Annotated in this window: 11 protein-coding genes; 6 read left to right on the plus strand and 5 right to left on the minus strand. The window is 49.8% G+C overall.

Annotated elements, in window-relative coordinates; genetic code table 11:
• The first annotated feature begins 248 nt into the window (after positions 1-248).
• From BLA28_RS12970 to BLA28_RS12995, 6 genes are all read left to right on the plus strand, one after another.
• Positions 249-1568 carry an ABC transporter substrate-binding protein gene (locus tag BLA28_RS12970; protein ID WP_069159060.1) on the plus strand — a complete coding sequence of 440 codons (1320 nt, stop codon included), beginning with the start codon at positions 249-251 and terminating at the stop codon, positions 1566-1568.
• A gap of 300 nt (positions 1569-1868) precedes the next feature.
• The gene (locus tag BLA28_RS12975) at positions 1869-3293 is read left to right on the plus strand and encodes an ABC transporter substrate-binding protein (protein WP_069159061.1); all 1425 of its coding nucleotides are present in this window, start codon (positions 1869-1871) and stop codon (positions 3291-3293) included.
• 106 nt (positions 3294-3399) lie between these two features.
• Complete coding sequence (locus tag BLA28_RS12980) at positions 3400-4311, plus strand: carbohydrate ABC transporter permease (protein WP_069159062.1); 912 nt, start codon at positions 3400-3402, stop codon at positions 4309-4311.
• A gap of 59 nt (positions 4312-4370) precedes the next feature.
• Positions 4371-5213, plus strand: coding sequence for a carbohydrate ABC transporter permease (locus BLA28_RS12985; protein WP_141702989.1), 843 nt, complete (start codon positions 4371-4373; stop codon positions 5211-5213).
• A 173-nt stretch (positions 5214-5386) separates the two neighbouring features.
• Complete coding sequence (locus BLA28_RS12990; protein ID WP_069159063.1) at positions 5387-7219, plus strand: sensor histidine kinase; 1833 nt, start codon at positions 5387-5389, stop codon at positions 7217-7219.
• A 21-nt stretch (positions 7220-7240) separates the two neighbouring features.
• Complete coding sequence (locus BLA28_RS12995) at positions 7241-8809, plus strand: response regulator (RefSeq protein ID WP_069159064.1); 1569 nt, start codon at positions 7241-7243, stop codon at positions 8807-8809.
• Positions 8810-8854: 45 nt separating this feature from the next.
• Here BLA28_RS12995 and BLA28_RS13000 read toward each other — a convergent pair whose 3' ends face one another.
• The 5 genes from BLA28_RS13000 to BLA28_RS13020 all read right to left on the minus strand — a co-directional run bounded on the left by BLA28_RS13000 (position 8855) and on the right by BLA28_RS13020 (position 14697).
• Complete coding sequence (locus BLA28_RS13000; RefSeq protein ID WP_069159065.1) at positions 8855-10897, minus strand: FtsX-like permease family protein; 2043 nt, start codon at positions 10895-10897, stop codon at positions 8855-8857.
• Complete coding sequence (locus tag BLA28_RS13005) at positions 10887-11654, minus strand: ABC transporter ATP-binding protein (RefSeq protein ID WP_009250621.1); 768 nt, start codon at positions 11652-11654, stop codon at positions 10887-10889. Before BLA28_RS13005 ends, BLA28_RS13000 begins: the two co-directional genes overlap by 11 nt.
• A gap of 110 nt (positions 11655-11764) precedes the next feature.
• Positions 11765-12853, minus strand: a complete 1089-nt coding sequence (locus tag BLA28_RS13010; RefSeq protein ID WP_069159066.1) for a sensor histidine kinase — start codon at positions 12851-12853, stop codon at positions 11765-11767.
• Positions 12850-13521, minus strand: coding sequence for a response regulator transcription factor (locus BLA28_RS13015; protein WP_009250619.1), 672 nt, complete (start codon positions 13519-13521; stop codon positions 12850-12852). The genes BLA28_RS13010 and BLA28_RS13015 overlap by 4 nt, the downstream gene beginning before the upstream one ends.
• A 123-nt stretch (positions 13522-13644) precedes the next feature.
• Positions 13645-14697, minus strand: coding sequence for a carbohydrate-binding family 9-like protein (locus tag BLA28_RS13020; protein WP_069159067.1), 1053 nt, complete (start codon positions 14695-14697; stop codon positions 13645-13647).
• Positions 14698-14941: the final 244 nt, after the last annotated feature.

The raw sequence follows: 14941 nt of genomic DNA on the forward strand, positions 1-14941 counted from the left end.
AGGACCGGCGTATTTATACGGCCCATACAGGAATCCTTGCAGAACCGCGGGCCGTACAGAAAGACAGGGCAGGGAAGACGGGGGCAGGCGGAACCATAAGGCTAACGGCACAGAAAACTTGAAGACTGTCGGCATTATTTGCTTCTATACAGTCCGCATGCTTTGGCGTAAAATAAGTCTATAACCGGCTGTTTCAAAGCAGGTCAGTTCAGGCTGTCACGAATATATGCCGCAGAGGAGGAACGGAAGTGGGAGAAAGAAAGGGAATATATCAGGGAATGCTTTGCAAGATTCTGCTGCTGTCTGCGGCTGCCGCAGTCCTGGTAGGGTGCGGCAGGCAGGAGGAACCGGAGGTGACGGAGCTGACATTCATCCATGGCTGGGGAGGGACGGTCAAGACACACTCCACCATGCAGGAAATATACCGCGCCTTTGATGAGGCGAATCCGGACATCGTGCTGAACTACCAGCCATCCTCCGACAGCAATATTGCTGTGGAACAGGCCAATAATATGCTCGCCATAGATAAAATGCCGGATATTGTGAGCACAAACGGACAGTCCTATTATGTGCAGAATGCGGTAAAACGCGGTATGGCGCTGGATCTTCTTCCCTATATAGAAGCGGATGAGGCTTTTATCCGGAGTATCCACCCATCGGTTTTGGAAACCTGGACAGAGGAAAACGGCGGCCTTTATACTGTGCCGGATGCGCTGGAGGTGATGGGCTACTGGTATAATGCGGAATATTTCCGGGAAGCCGGGATTGTGGACGAAAAAGGGAATGCCAGGCCTCCGCAGACCTGGGAGGAGTTCCGGGAAGCTTTTGCAAAGCTGGATGCCTGGGGCGAAGACAGGGTGAATGAGCGGGGAGAGGGCAGAGTAGATACCTGCGCGCTGGAAAATGTGCAGGTGGCGGAAAATCTTTTTCTTGCGGTATTAGCGGGAAAAGGGCCGGAGGGACTGCAGATGGCCGGGGCGCTGCCCGATACCTTCGACACGCCGGTGTTTCGGGATGCGGTTCGGGAGTTCTCCTGGATTTTCAGCCATTCCGTTTCAGCGGAAAGTCTGGATGATGCGAGGGAATATTTCCGTGAGGGCAGGACGGCGGTTTACTTTAACGGCATATGGGAATGTGAGGAGTTTAAAGGCTGTGCGTTCGAGGCAGATATTGCATACGCCAACTATCCCACCGAATCGGGGGAGAGTCTCTCCTATATTTCCCCATCCTCCGGCTATGTTCTTTTCGACAGCTATGATGAGAAGAAAAAAGAGGCTTCCATACGTTTTTTAAAGTATATGCTCAGTGAAGAGGTACAGCTGAAGCTGGCGCTGGAAACGGGGCAGGCTCCCTCCAACCCCAATGTCGATCTGGCGGTAATCAGGGAGGAATACCCGCTGCTGGGAAATGCGCTGGAGCAGGCGCATGCGGCGGATATACAGATTAAGACGATCACAAGCGTATGGAACAGCGGGATCATGGAAACAATCGGTGCGGATATCCGGCGCGCCTGTATGGAGGAAGAGGCTCTGGATTCCCTGATTTCGGCCCTGGATAAAGGTCTTTGATAAGCAGGCTGAAAGTTGAATGAAAACACTCGGCTGATATGCGGACTAACAGGAACTGTTTCTGAAAAAGATGTTATTTTTTTACTGCCCTGCCCTGTAAAAGGGCTGCCGGTAAAAAAATAACATCTTTTTTCATTTAACTGTGGCAACAGGTGAAAAAAAAACAAAATTGTCTGCGGCTTTGTTTATTCAGAACGAACCTCCAACATGGTAAATTGTAAGCATCAGGAAAATGCAGCGGCTTCTGTTCACAGATAAAGAACCGGTGCAGCTTCGTTACCGAAAGGGAGGAAACAAAATATGAAAAGAAAATCTTTAACATGGCTGCTTTGTACCGCAATGATGGCTTTGCTTCTGGCAGGCTGTGGGAACAGTGCGGAAACGATGGATTCCGGGCAGACGGCGCAGGAGAGTAAAACGGCGGAGGAAAGCAAGGGGGAAGACAGCGAACCGGCGGAACCCGCAGCCGATGCAAATGCGGCAGACGGGGAGCTTCCCACCATCACCTTTGTCCATGGCTATTATCATGACGAATCGGAATGGGCGGCAGCCGCTGAGATGCGTTCGATCTACCAGGAATTTGCGGATGCTCACAAAGATGAATTCCATTTTGTGATACAGGCGGATGAAACAGGGGCGGAAGGGATTTATAATACGGCGCTGAACGATATCAGTGCGGGAGAATTTTACGATATTGCGGACTTCGGAGGCTGGGATATCACCCCGGTTGCATCTGCGGCGGGGATGATACTGGATCTGAAGCCCTACCTGGATGAGGACAGCGGCTTTAAGGACGGAGCCGGCGTCTGCTATGAACAGAATCTTACAGAGGACGGGAAAATTTATTCCGTGAGAGAGCAGATCGAAGGCGTGGGCTTCTGGTATAATGAAGCGCTTTTTAAAGAGGCGGGAGCGGATACGCCGGATGCATGGAAGACCTGGGATGATTTCAACGGGGCGGTGGATAAGCTGACGGCGGCAGGTATCATGCCCTTCGGCCTGAATGCGGGATGGCCCACCAATATCCTTACGGCGGCTTATCTTCAGAGGAGCGGGGATTCCAGAAACTTTTATGCGGAAGGAAAAATGACGGAGAGCTTTAATCAGCCGGCGTTTGTGGACACTCTTTCTTTTATACAGAAAAATGCCCTGCAGAAAATTGATTCCGCTAATTTCGGCCCTGGCGGAGATGATGACGAGGCTTATCGTTCCGATTTCTTTGCCGGAAAGACGGCAATGCTCTTTAACGGGGTTTGGGATGCAGGCGGATCCGTAGATTGTGAGGCAGGCGCAGAAAACATCAAGCCTGCGGTGTTCCCTACGGATGAAGCCGGCAAGAAAGCGGCATTGCTGTCAGGCGGCTGCGGTTATGTCGTATCCTCACAGCTGGATGAGGCACAGACGGCGGCAGCGGTGGAATTTATTAAATACATGACCAGCCCGGAGGTGGCGGCCCGTATTATCGAAAAAGGCATCGGTATGGCTCCAAGCACGGCTGTGGATTATGACGCGCTGGCGGATTCTGTGGAAGCGCCCGAGGCAAAGCTTCTGGTAGAAGCCTGCAGACTGTGTCAGAATGCAGATTACCAGGCACTGGGACTGGGAAACAACTTCGGGGATGCGGAAGGCGAAATCCAGGCCAAATATGCCGGCCTTAAGGATGGAAGCAAGACCGTGGAAAGTGCTGTGGAGGAACTGGACGCGTTCCTGGAAGCGGCGGAATAAGGCGGCTTGTTGGAAGAAAAGAACATATGGATGAAAGAGGCTGTCTTGCGGATGGCCTTTTCCCATATGCGGTCTTCCGGATAACAGTGGGGAGAAGAGGATGTATATGAAAAAAATAAGGAAAGTGATGACAAGAAAAAATGGGTTTATCCTGGCATTTCTGCTGCCCGGTATTCTGCTGTTCGGTATTATTTATGCCTATCCGCTTGTGAATATTTTTATGACCTCTTTCTGCAAATGGAATTACAAGAATTTCCTCAGGCCGGAATTCCTTGGCTGGGGCCATATGTTTGATAACTATATCAAATTATTTACCGCAGACAGGAATTTTCAGATGGCTCTGGTGAATTCGCTGAAATGGGTTGCCCTTACCATGCTGTTACAGATCCCGTTTACGCTGCTCGTAGCTTTAATATTGGCAAAAAAGCCGCTGGGCTGGAAATTTACAAGGAATGCCTTCATCATTCCCAACATCATTTCCACGGCGGCCATAGGCCTGATATTTTTGAACCTTTACAGTCCCTCCAGAGGAATCGTGACAGAAATCTGCAATTGGATACGTCCGGGAAGTGATATCAGTGTGCTGGCAAATGAGACTTATGCTTTTTGGGGAGTGACCTTTTCTTTTATCCTCTTCGGCGGTTCCTCCTGCCTGCTTCTGCTGACGCAGATTTTCAGCATCGATACCAGCCTGCTGGAGGCAGCGCGGGTGGACGGGGCCGGCGCAGGGCAGATAGACCGGAAAATTATCCTGCCTCTTCTGCGCCCCATGCTCGGTACGGTATCCGTGATGGCAGCGAACTATGGCCTGCTTTTGTATAATGAAATTGCCCTGATTACAGGCGGCGGACCGGATAATGCTACCTACAGCCTGAGTTATTATGTCTACAAGACCGCTCTGGGAAGCACGAAGCTGAATTTTGCCAGAGGCAATACGGCCGGGGTGATTCAGTTCCTGCTGGGACTGCTTCTGGTGGGGATGATCAACAGGGCCTTCCGTACGGACTATGTAGATTAAGGAAAGCATCGGGCTGCTCTGAAGGGCGGCCGCATGATTAAAAGCAGAAAGGAACGGATATGGAAAAAAAATCACCTGAAAAGCGCAGTGCTTTGCATATTCTGACAGGAGCAGGACGCTGTCTTGTTATGGCCTTTGTCCTGTTTATTTCGATTTATCCCATCCTCTGGGTTTTTCTCTCCTCCTTTAAGAAAAATCCCGGAGGGCTTGCCCTTCCTACGGAATGGGTTTTTGACGGTTATATCACTATTTTTACAAAGCTTAGTATTCAGACCTATTTTGGAAACAGCATTTTCATTACGGTTATTTCCACCGTTATCAGCGTATTGGTGGTGGCTATGTCCGCCTATGTGTCGGCGCGTATGGAGTTTAAGCTGAAGGGGCTTGTCACCCTGATGTTTACCACCACGCTTTTTATTCCGTCCATTTCCATCAGCTTTCCTATCTACAGACTGCTTGGGGATCTGGGGCTGAAGGATACGAGAGGCGGGCTTATTTTCATTTACTCCGGCCTTGGCATAGCGGTAACCTTTTTTATCATCCGCAGCTATTTCCTCACGATCCCGAGAGAAATGGAGGAAGCGGCCAGAATAGACGGCTGCGGCTACTGTGCCTCCTTTTTCCGGATCATAGTGCCGATCGCGAAGCCGGGCCTTTCCACGGCGGCCATCATGGTATTTCTGAATAACTGGAACGAATTTTATTTCGCCTCGATTTTACTGAAAAGCAAGGGAAAAATGACGATACCGGCACTGCTGGGGCAGTTCACCACGGCCTATTCCAAGAATCTGAACGGCATGTTTTCGGCAATTATTGTCTCCGTGGTGCCTACGATCCTGATTTTCTGCCTTTTGTCCGAAACCTTTGTCAAATCACTGACAGCAGGAGCCGTTAAGGGCTGAGCGCCGTACAGGCGGCGGGGGGAGACGGTGCCGCCGTGCGGCATATACAGGAAATGGCCCGGACGGCAATTGCCTCCTTCTGTTGTGCCGGCACAGTAAGAGGCGTGACTTCCCGCTTCCGGCAGGGTATAATACCTTTATAAGAAAAAGGCGGATAAAAATGTGGGGGAACTATGGCCGGAAAAAAGAAAAAACGGTATTCCATGCGCGGAAAAATGATAACGGTAAATATGGGGATCATGCTGGGGGCGCTGCTTTTGTGCGGTAGCATCTTTGTGTTCTCCGTGTTTTTTATTATCAGCGACTATATCCACCATGACATGGATTTTTTCCTGACCGCCACGGCTGACGGTATGGAATCCGGCCTTTCCTATCTGGAGAAGGTGATCTATGCGCTCCGGGATTCGGAAACCGTGATGGGGTATATGGAAAAGAGCAGGAATGGCAGGCTTACAGAGGAAGAGTGCAGGACGCTGGAAGCCGCTTTTTCCCGTGCAGTGGATATCAGCAGTCCGGAAAATCTGGGGAACGTACAGATGCCGGCAGCGCTTGAAATCAGTCTGGCCGATTCCCGGGGAGATTTTGTGAGCACCGGCTATTATGCGATGCCGACCTCAGAAAAGGAAACGGGCGCCCGTGTATTCCGGGAAGTATTCCGGGCTTTTGAAAAAGAATCCGCGGAAAGCGGCGCCGGATATTTTTATCAGGAGAGGGAAGACGGCCTTTTCCTGGCTTTTCCCCTTTATGACGGACTTATGGACAAGGCGGGCACCGTTCTTTTCAAGCTGAATAAGGATGCCCTGGAAAAAAGGATGGAAGAGCTGACGGCAAGTTATCCTGGAGCTTTCTGGGCTCTTTGTGACAGAACGGGGAAATCCCTTGACGGAGGAAATCAGGAAGCCTTCTGGAATACGGCGGGAGCTGAGCGGGAAACCTTTGAGGAGTACCGGTACGAACCCTTCCGTATGGAAACAGGCGGGCGGGATTATCGGGCTTACAGGAAGCTTTTGCCCATGGATTTACAGGTGTTTCTGGGAATCCCGGAAAACCATGCCATGATGCTGATGTATTCCTCCGTCCGTATTTATGTGCTTCTCATTGCGGTCATTACCGGCTGCGGCTGCCTGTTCCTGCTTGTTCTGATCTACCGTCTGACCAGGCCTATCGAGGAAATTACGGATAAGCTGCAGGCCGTGAAGGAAGGGAACTTTGAGACAAAGCTTCCGGCGTATGACAGCCGGGAGTTCAATGAAATCAGCGAAGTGTTTAATGAGATGACGGCCTATGTGAACAATCTCATAAAAGAGGTTTATGAGAAGCAGATATCCATCAAGGAGATGGAACTGAAATTCCTGCAGACGCAGATGAATCCCCATTTTATGTTCAATGTCCTCAACACCTTATCCCTGCAGGCGAAAATGGACGGCAATGAAGAGCTGTTCCGCATGATATCCACCTTCAGCCAGCTGATCCAGGCTAAAATATACAGAAGCGGGGAAGAAAAGGTGACGCTGGGACAGGAGCTTTCCTATGTGGAATATTATCTGTATCTGCAAAGTTATCGCTTCGGGGAACGGTTATCCTATGAAATTGCGGTTTCCGAGGAGAAACTGAAGGAGCAGTATATTCCCAAGCTTTGTATCCAGCTTATTGTGGAAAATGCGGTGGTACACGGACTGGAGCCGAAGGTGGACAATGGTTTTGTGAAGGTGAGCGTTTACCGGCAGGAGGGCTGCATATGCATCGATACCGTGGATGATGGCGTTGGTTTCGATGCGGACGGGGAGGTGGCGCTGCCTCTTGAAAAAAGGGAGAAGGACAGCGCCCATAACCACGTGGGCCTTGGCAACGTACACCATATGATTCAGCTCATGTATGGAGAGGCCTACGGCGTAACTGTCTTTTCCTCTCCCGGCAGGGGCTCCACGGTGCGGATCCGCATACCGGAGGATCAGGGGGAACCGGAGAAGCCGGAAGAGGAACGGCAGAAAAAGGAAAGCGGATAAAAACCAGAAAGGGAGAACGCCATGTACAGGGTAATGCTGGCAGATGACGAACCGATAGTGAGAAAGGCGCTGCAGACGCTGATTGACTGGAAGCGTCTGGGCTGCGAAGTGGTTTTTGTGGCATCCAACGGAAGAGAAGTCCTGGAACATATGGAAGAGGAAGCGCCGGATATTCTTGTGACGGATATCCGCATGCCCGGCGCGGACGGGATTGCGCTTGTTAAGTATGTGAAGGAGCATGAGCTGCCGGTACAGGTAATCATACTGACCGCATATGCGGATTTTTCTTATGCCCAGGCGGCCGTGAAATACGGCGCGGCGGATTATGTGACCAAAACAGGAGCGCTGGACGGCCTGGAATCGGCTGTCTCCAGGTGCTGCAGCCAGCTGGAAAAAGAGCGGAGGGCGGAAGGGGAATACGGCAGGGATGAGGCGGTGGAAAACTTTCTGCGCGCCGTGCTGGACGGAAGCCTTTATGACGAGGAGGAGCTGGAGCAGAGGTACCGGGCGCTGCCCCTCCGGCTTGAAAATTACCTGGTGCTTTTATTCCGTTTCCGTCTCAGCCCGGAAACGGACAGCGGCACGCGGAGCCGGATATATAAAAGCCTGAGCGATTTTTTGGCCATGGCCTTTGAGGAACATATGGAAAAAATGCTTTTCATACAGAGGGATATGCTTTGTGTGCTTCTTAAAGGGATGGAAGAAGGATATGAAACGGCGGTGAGGGCCAAATGCGGACAGATCATTGAGATGATGGATAATTTTATGCAGCTTTTTGTATGTGTGGGAGTCAGCGGCATGGGAAGAGGGGCAGGAGATTTGAAGCGCCTTTATGAACAGGCGGCTTCCGCTCTGGCTTACCGGTTTCCGGATGGTACCGGGAAACTGAACTTTTACAGGGAAGGAACGGAACCGGAGGAAATACGCCTGCCGGGGGAAGAAAAGTGGATAGAGGATATCTGCGGCACTGTGGAAAAGGGGGACGCCGAAAAAGCCGTTTCTCTGTTTCATGGGCTGCTTCAGCGGCAGAAGGAATACGGCTGTACCGCTTCCGCCGTCAGGAATTCCGGGATGTCCCTTCAGGAACGGTGCCGGAAGCTGCTGACGGAGGGGGAGGCGGATGAACGCAGCAGACAGGGCCGGCCCGGAGGGATCGCCCATCAGATCTATGGCTGTGTCTATCTAGAGGAATACAGCCTGCTGATGGAAAGCCTGCTGAAGAATACCGCACAGGCCATGAAGGGCGCTGCCCAGGGGAAGGAATCCCTTATCAGCGCCTGTCTGCGCTGTATCGACGATCATTACCGGGAAAACCTGTCCGTGTCGGATATCGCGGGCAGAATCGGCGTGAATGCCAGCTACCTGAGCCGGATATTCCGGGAAGAGACAGGCAATACCATAATCCATACAATCAATGAAAAAAAACTCAGCAGGGCCAGGGAATATCTGGTTCAGACAGATATGAAAATATATGAAATCGCGGAAATACTGGGATTTGAGAACGTGACCTATTTTTCCCACTTTTTCAAAAAACACACCGGTTTGTCACCGAAGGATTATAAGGATAAAACGGAGCATAATCAGAAATAGAAAAGAAGCGTCGTCCGGGCATTTTTTCCCGAATGACGCTTCTTTTCATTCCTTCCATATATCTCTCACAAACCCGACATAGGCTGCAACGAAGTAAAGCAGATATATCCCCGTAAATAAAACAAGAGAGGGGCCGAAATAATGGAAAAAGGTACCGTTTAAACCTGTTATATCCAGAAACTTTCCGCTCACGATCCAGGCGATCGTTCCGCTTATCAGTACAGCGGGGATAACCGGACAGAGGTAAAAGAAGAACATCTGGCGCAGAACTGTCATGTTTATCTGCCTCCTGCGCAGTCCGAGAGAGGAAAGGAGGTGGCAGTGGAAACGGTATTTACCGGAATCACTCAGCTGTTGGACGGATAAAATGGTGAGAGCCGCACACAGATAGACCAGGCCGATATAGATAAGGGGAAGAGACATCATAGTATATCCCCATCGTCCTTCTTCCAGCAGTGTCTCGGAGAAAAGAATATCGGAAATGACAAGGGACATGGAATCTGTGCCGCTGGCATTTATTCCGCTGTATTCTGTGTGGGCATTCCAGAGGGCATTCTCCAGTCCGTCAGGAAGCTGTCCGGGAATCATGGAGGAAAGTCCGGTATAATAAGTTTCCATGGCTTCCGCTGTCTCATCAGCCACGACTAACAGATAGTCCGAACCATTATGTCCGTCCTGGCAGAAGGCGTCCGTGTAGATTCTTTCCAGATGCAGTTCCTTTCCTTTTACAGGAACGGTAACATCACGGATTCCATCCCCCAGTTCCCTCACAAGCCGGTTCTTTGTCTGCAGCAGATAGCCATCCCCGGAAAGAACGGCCTCTTCAAAGCCCAGCATGCGCCGCAGCACATTGTAATCGCTCAGCTTCATAAAAGTATCTTCCGCATGGTATTGGCCCCACATATTGGCAGGCATGGGAATGAGACCGGGAGTGCCGGTATTGTCCTCCTCTTCTGTGCCGGCTTTTGTAAATGCTTTCAGATGAGCATAGTAATAGTCTTTTACCGAAGTGCTGCCATTGTGGTAGATTTTATATACCAGGGTATCCGCATCAGGAGAATAACGGCGGATAACTTCCTCTTCTTCCTTCAGGCTGTCACCTGCATTTCCGACTATGTTGACGGAAAAAGGATATTTATAATTAATTTCGGTATTCTGATACCGGTTGAGCATCAGTGCGAAGCTGCAGCCGAGCAGGGCCAGGGTGAAGAGTACGGTCAGTGTGCCGAAGGTGAAACGCATCGTACGTATTTTGGAGGAGAGCTGGCGGATGAGGAACAGATTGGTACCCTTATACATCCGTTTGCCCCGTTTCCTTAAGTAGAGGCTGAACAGAGAGGCAAGACCCCAGTACATCAGATAAATGGAAAGGATCAGGAGGAGCATCATAAATACAATATCTCCGCCTTCTAAAGAGCGGCTGAAAAAAGTGAGAACAAGTATGATGGAGAGGATACCTGCAAAGCCTGCCAGAAAGACAGTAGTTCCGATTATCAGGTTTCCTTCCCGTATTTGTTCATTTTCCCGATCGGCCTGCAGAAGTCCGGATATGTTCATTCCCCGGAATTTTTTATGATGGAAGGCCAGGGACAGGAGATAACAGCCAAAAAAGCAAAGGACAGTCATCAGGAATGCGGCCGGGGTAAAACAGAAATTCAGTTGATAACTTTTGCCTATAAGAGCATAAAAACAGGCAAACAGGAATTGTCGGAAAAAGATGCCGCATCCGGTACCGAGCAAAAATGCGGCGATACCCAGAACCAGGCTTTCTCCCCAGAAAATTTTCGAGATCTGCCTCCGTTTCATTCCCAAAAGAAGATATGTGGCAAACTCCCGGCTTCGTTTGCTCATCATAAAACGGACCATATATTGAAGCAGCCAGGTCAGGACCAGGAGGATAAAGAAGGTTGCTATGCCGAGCATTACGGCCATTATAGCGGAATCATCCTGAAGCCTGCGGATATCTGGGTCGAACAGAAGCCCGTTGAAGGAAAACATGATCGCCGCAATCAGAAGCAGAGTGACAAAAAATACAAGATAATCCCGCCATGTACGCTTTGCGTTGCGGAGACTCAGTTTAATCAGCATGATTAAGTTCACCTCCTGTCAATGCGAGAACATCCAGGATCTCATTCAGAAATTGCCTTCGGTCCTGTCCGCTTCGCACCAGTTCGTGAAAGATCTGCCCATCTTTTAAAAAGAGGATTCTTTTGCACCAGCTGGCGGAGAAAGCATCGTGAGTGACCATGAGGATGGTGGAACACATGGTTGTGTTCAGCTGATGAAAGGTTTCCATGAGCATCAGGGAGGATTTGGAATCCAGGGCGCCGGTGGGTTCGTCAGCAAGAATCAGTTTTGGTCCGGTTACCAGTGCGCGGGCACAGGCACAGCGCTGTTTTTGACCGCCGGATACCTGATAGGGGAATTTATCCTGAATGGCCGCTATATCAAGTATATCCATAACCTCCCGCGCTTTTTCTTCCGATTTTTTTCCCTGTTTTCCCTGGAGGGAAAGCGCAAGGACAATATTTTCCCGGATTGTGAGAGTATCCAGCAGATTGAAATCCTGGAAAACGAAACCCAGATTATCCCGTCTGAAATCGGAGAGCTGATCCTCATTCATCAAGGTAATGTCATCATTTTCATAAAAAATATGTCCGCTGGTAACGGTATCTATTGTAGAAAGAATATTTAAAAGCGTTGTCTTGCCGGAACCGGAGGCTCCCATAATTCCAAGAAATTCTCCCTGTTCCACATGAAAACTGACCCGATCCACAGCTTTTGTTACATTGGTTCCCGTGCCATAATACTTTTCTACATCACATATACGGATAAAATCCTTCATACGATTCCTGCCTTTCTTATCCTGTTGGGCCTGAAAGGGCCGCTGTTATAAGTTGTTGTGCGCCGGCTTTAAGTATAGTATAAAGGGTCTTCCTGCCGTGAGGTATCACATCAGCTTTCCTCAGCCTTACAGTTTTGAAAGATTTGCCGCCCGGAATCGGGGCCGTTAAAACGGGGAAGGTTTTCTTCCCGGGGAATTTCCAGCAGGATTTCCGTAAAAACACCTTCACAGGAATGGGCACGGATAGAAAGTCCCAGCTTCTGACATAGCTTTTTGCTGAGGTACAGCCCCATACCGGTGGAACTTTTTGTTTTACGTCCATTGGATCCGGTAAATCCTTTTTCAAAGATCCTGCTTAATTCATTATCAGGAATACCTGTGCCCTCATCCCGAACCGAAAGAAGCACCTGCATTGGGCGCTCCTTTGCGGTGATTGTAATGTTACCGCAGTCTCCCTTTTTGTACTGGGCGCTGTTGCGCAGAAGCTGGCTCAGTATAAAAACAAGCCAGATACCATCGCAGTAAACCGTACAGGACACAGGGATATGCAGTTCCACCTTCATATGGCAGGCGGTCAGCAGGCGCCGGCAGCGGGTGACGGACTCTTTTACGATGTCGTTCAGGCTGCAGGGGGTAATGAGAAAATCACGGTAGACTTCATCGGAGCGGGCATAATATAAGGCTTGTTCCACAGCATTTTCTATGGCTTCCGTTTCCTGCAGAAGCTTTCTTGCAAAATGCCCTTCCTCTTCCTGAGCGGATAGCTGATTGGCGCACATCAGGTTTATGGAGGTAAGGGGAGCCTTGACCTCGTGAATCCAGCTTTCAATATATTCCCTGTATTCCTGCTTCTCTTTTTCCAGTGTATGTATGCTTTCTATGACAGAACGGTTGGATACACGGATGACCTGACGGTATAACCTATCCGTCAGACAAGGTGATTTTTCCATGATTTCTCCGATAAGATACGGCTTGTCCAACTGATTCAGCTGCAGCAGAAGATGGTCAAAGAAAGTTTTTTTATGACAGTAATCGATACCTCCGTACAGGAGCGTCAGTCCGGCCGCCAGCGAAAGAAAAAGGAGTGCATAAGCCGCAGGGTATCCGGTAATCCGCAGAAAACAGAAAAGAAAAAGAAGAAAGAAAGCGAAAAAGCAAAGAAAACGTATTTTATCTCTTATATAGTCCAGCAGATTCATATTTGATACCCCAATCCCCGTCTTGTCCCGATAAAGTCCGGTGCGCCGATGGATTCCAGCTTACTCCGGAGCCGGGTCATGTTTACGCTCAGTGCATTGTCGTCAATAAAAATTTCCTCATCCCAGAGATAATCGACCAGCTCCTCGCGTGATACGATTTTTCCCGCATGCTTCATAAGATAATACAGGATTTTCAGTTCATTTCTGGATAACTCGGCAGGATGGCTTTTTCCCTCCGGCAGGGATATGGTTCCGGAAGCCAGATCGAGCTTTAAATTTTTCCAGTGAAGGGCTGCATCCTCTTCCCGTTTCGTCCTGCGCAGCACGGCGGATATACGGGCCAGCAGAATTGCCGGCTGATAGGGTTTGGACAAAAAATCGTCTCCGCCCCGCAGCAGACAGTTCAGTTCATCCATGGAGGTATTTCGGCCTGTGACAAATATAATCGGGACTGCGGACTCCTTCCTCAGAAGGGAGCAGAGCGTGAGCCCGTCTATTCCCGGAAGGCCAAGATCCAGCAGGATCAGATCCGGGCGGGCTTCCCGTATAAGCGTGAGCAGATCCCCTTCCGGTTTTGGTGCGGATACCCGGTAAGGGACACTTTCCAGAAGAAGCATCAGTTCTTCCCTTATATTCGTTTCATCTTCGATAATCATAATGTGCTGCATGGCATCAGCCTCTTTTCCAGGGGAATTTGGTATTTTAACAGGCCCGGCCGGATAGGATTCCGGGCAGGGCCTGTAATTGTCCGTATATTCAGATTACCATAAAAGAAGGAAACAGGATAGTGCTTACCGCATGATCCTTCCGTCGGAAAGCAGAACGATCCGGCGCCCCTCCTCCGAAGAAGGGCAGGATATCTCATAAGTATGGGAAGTAGTTTCCAACACATAATCCATAGGAAGCAAACTGCGATTCTCTTCGCAGGGAGAGTATTCCCGGAGGATATCCCGCAGGGTGTCCAGGCTGCCGCACCAGGAACCGTGCAGGTCCTGATAGATATTCTGCGCATAATAGAGCTTGCGCAGCTCCCACTTGCGCAGCTCATCCTCCGGTATACTGCAGGTATCGTCCTGAGTGTCGTCCTCTGTAAAGAAAACAAAACCCCACAGCTCCGGATAATGGATATTGATAACCCCGGTAGGGGACCAGACCCAGTTATCCTCCGGCAAAGGATTTCCGTCCGGAGCGGTCAGCTTCCGGTAACAGCCGTCTTCCTTCTCCACTTTCCACTGGACCCTGGAAAAATTAATCCTGTAATATTCTCCGGCCCTGGGCGCCCGTTTCTCAGGCAGGCATTCCGTAATGGCGGCGAAAGGGATGGCCACCTCCACGGACCAGCTTTTATTCTCCGGGCCGGGCGTATTAATGCTTCCGCAGACCGAAACCGCCGTGCGGAGTCCGTGAATATCATAACCATTCAGGGCATTCCCTCCGTCCCGGTAAGCGGAGGGCAGGAAGAGATCCCAGACCGTGTTCAGAACATTCATTTCAAATTCATAATACTGCCGGGTATCCGAGTCCGGATCAATAAAAATTTCAAAATCATTATCCCGGAAAATCACATCGTCCCGTTCGGTAACGTTTCCCCAGATCTCATCCCCCTCCAGCTGCGCGCCTATGTACAGATTTTCGTCATCCCACAGCAATTTTGCCCGGGTAACAAACCGTGGGAGGGGCATATGTTTTCCTTCGATATCCGCAAAATCACAGGTGAATTCCGCTTTTTCCCAGAAAGGCTTATCCAGCCGCCCGTCGGGGATAAAGGGGAGCTCGGCGCGTCTGCACAGATAAACAGGGGGATGAAAACCAACGGAAGGAATCGGAATGCGTATAGCGTCCATAGTTTACCTCTTTCTGCACGTAATGGGAATGTAAAAAACTTGTGAACGTGCGTCACAGAAAATATTTTATTGAAGCAGTTTCATGATTATAACATGCAAAGTATGCTGTTGCAATATAAGGTAACAAAATGAACATTATCCATATATTTAACATGGCAAAAGTGAACGAAAAAATACACTAAAAAGAAAAGATTGTTTGTTGAAAAGGGAAAAAATGGAAAAGCATTATGAGAAATGTTGACAT

Origin of the sequence: Eisenbergiella tayi (genome assembly GCF_001881565.1) — a bacterium.
Taxonomy (GTDB): domain Bacteria; phylum Bacillota; class Clostridia; order Lachnospirales; family Lachnospiraceae; genus Eisenbergiella; species Eisenbergiella tayi.

What these genes read in the sequence shown, in the direction of transcription:
- BLA28_RS12975 (WP_069159061.1), top strand. Translation starts at nt 1,869, where the DNA reads ATGAAAAGAAAATCTTTAACATGGCTGCTTTGTACCGCAATGATGGCT.
- BLA28_RS12980 (WP_069159062.1), top strand. Translation starts at nt 3,400, where the DNA reads ATGAAAAAAATAAGGAAAGTGATGACAAGAAAAAATGGGTTTATCCTG.
- BLA28_RS12985 (WP_141702989.1), top strand. Translation starts at nt 4,371, where the DNA reads ATGGAAAAAAAATCACCTGAAAAGCGCAGTGCTTTGCATATTCTGACA.
- BLA28_RS12990 (WP_069159063.1), top strand. Translation starts at nt 5,387, where the DNA reads ATGGCCGGAAAAAAGAAAAAACGGTATTCCATGCGCGGAAAAATGATA.
- BLA28_RS12995 (WP_069159064.1), top strand. Translation starts at nt 7,241, where the DNA reads ATGTACAGGGTAATGCTGGCAGATGACGAACCGATAGTGAGAAAGGCG.
- BLA28_RS13000 (WP_069159065.1), bottom strand. Translation starts at nt 10,897, where the DNA reads ATGCTGATTAAACTGAGTCTCCGCAACGCAAAGCGTACATGGCGGGAT.
- BLA28_RS13005 (WP_009250621.1), bottom strand. Translation starts at nt 11,654, where the DNA reads ATGAAGGATTTTATCCGTATATGTGATGTAGAAAAGTATTATGGCACG.
- BLA28_RS13010 (WP_069159066.1), bottom strand. Translation starts at nt 12,853, where the DNA reads ATGAATCTGCTGGACTATATAAGAGATAAAATACGTTTTCTTTGCTTT.
- BLA28_RS13015 (WP_009250619.1), bottom strand. Translation starts at nt 13,521, where the DNA reads ATGCAGCACATTATGATTATCGAAGATGAAACGAATATAAGGGAAGAA.
- BLA28_RS13020 (WP_069159067.1), bottom strand. Translation starts at nt 14,697, where the DNA reads ATGGACGCTATACGCATTCCGATTCCTTCCGTTGGTTTTCATCCCCCT.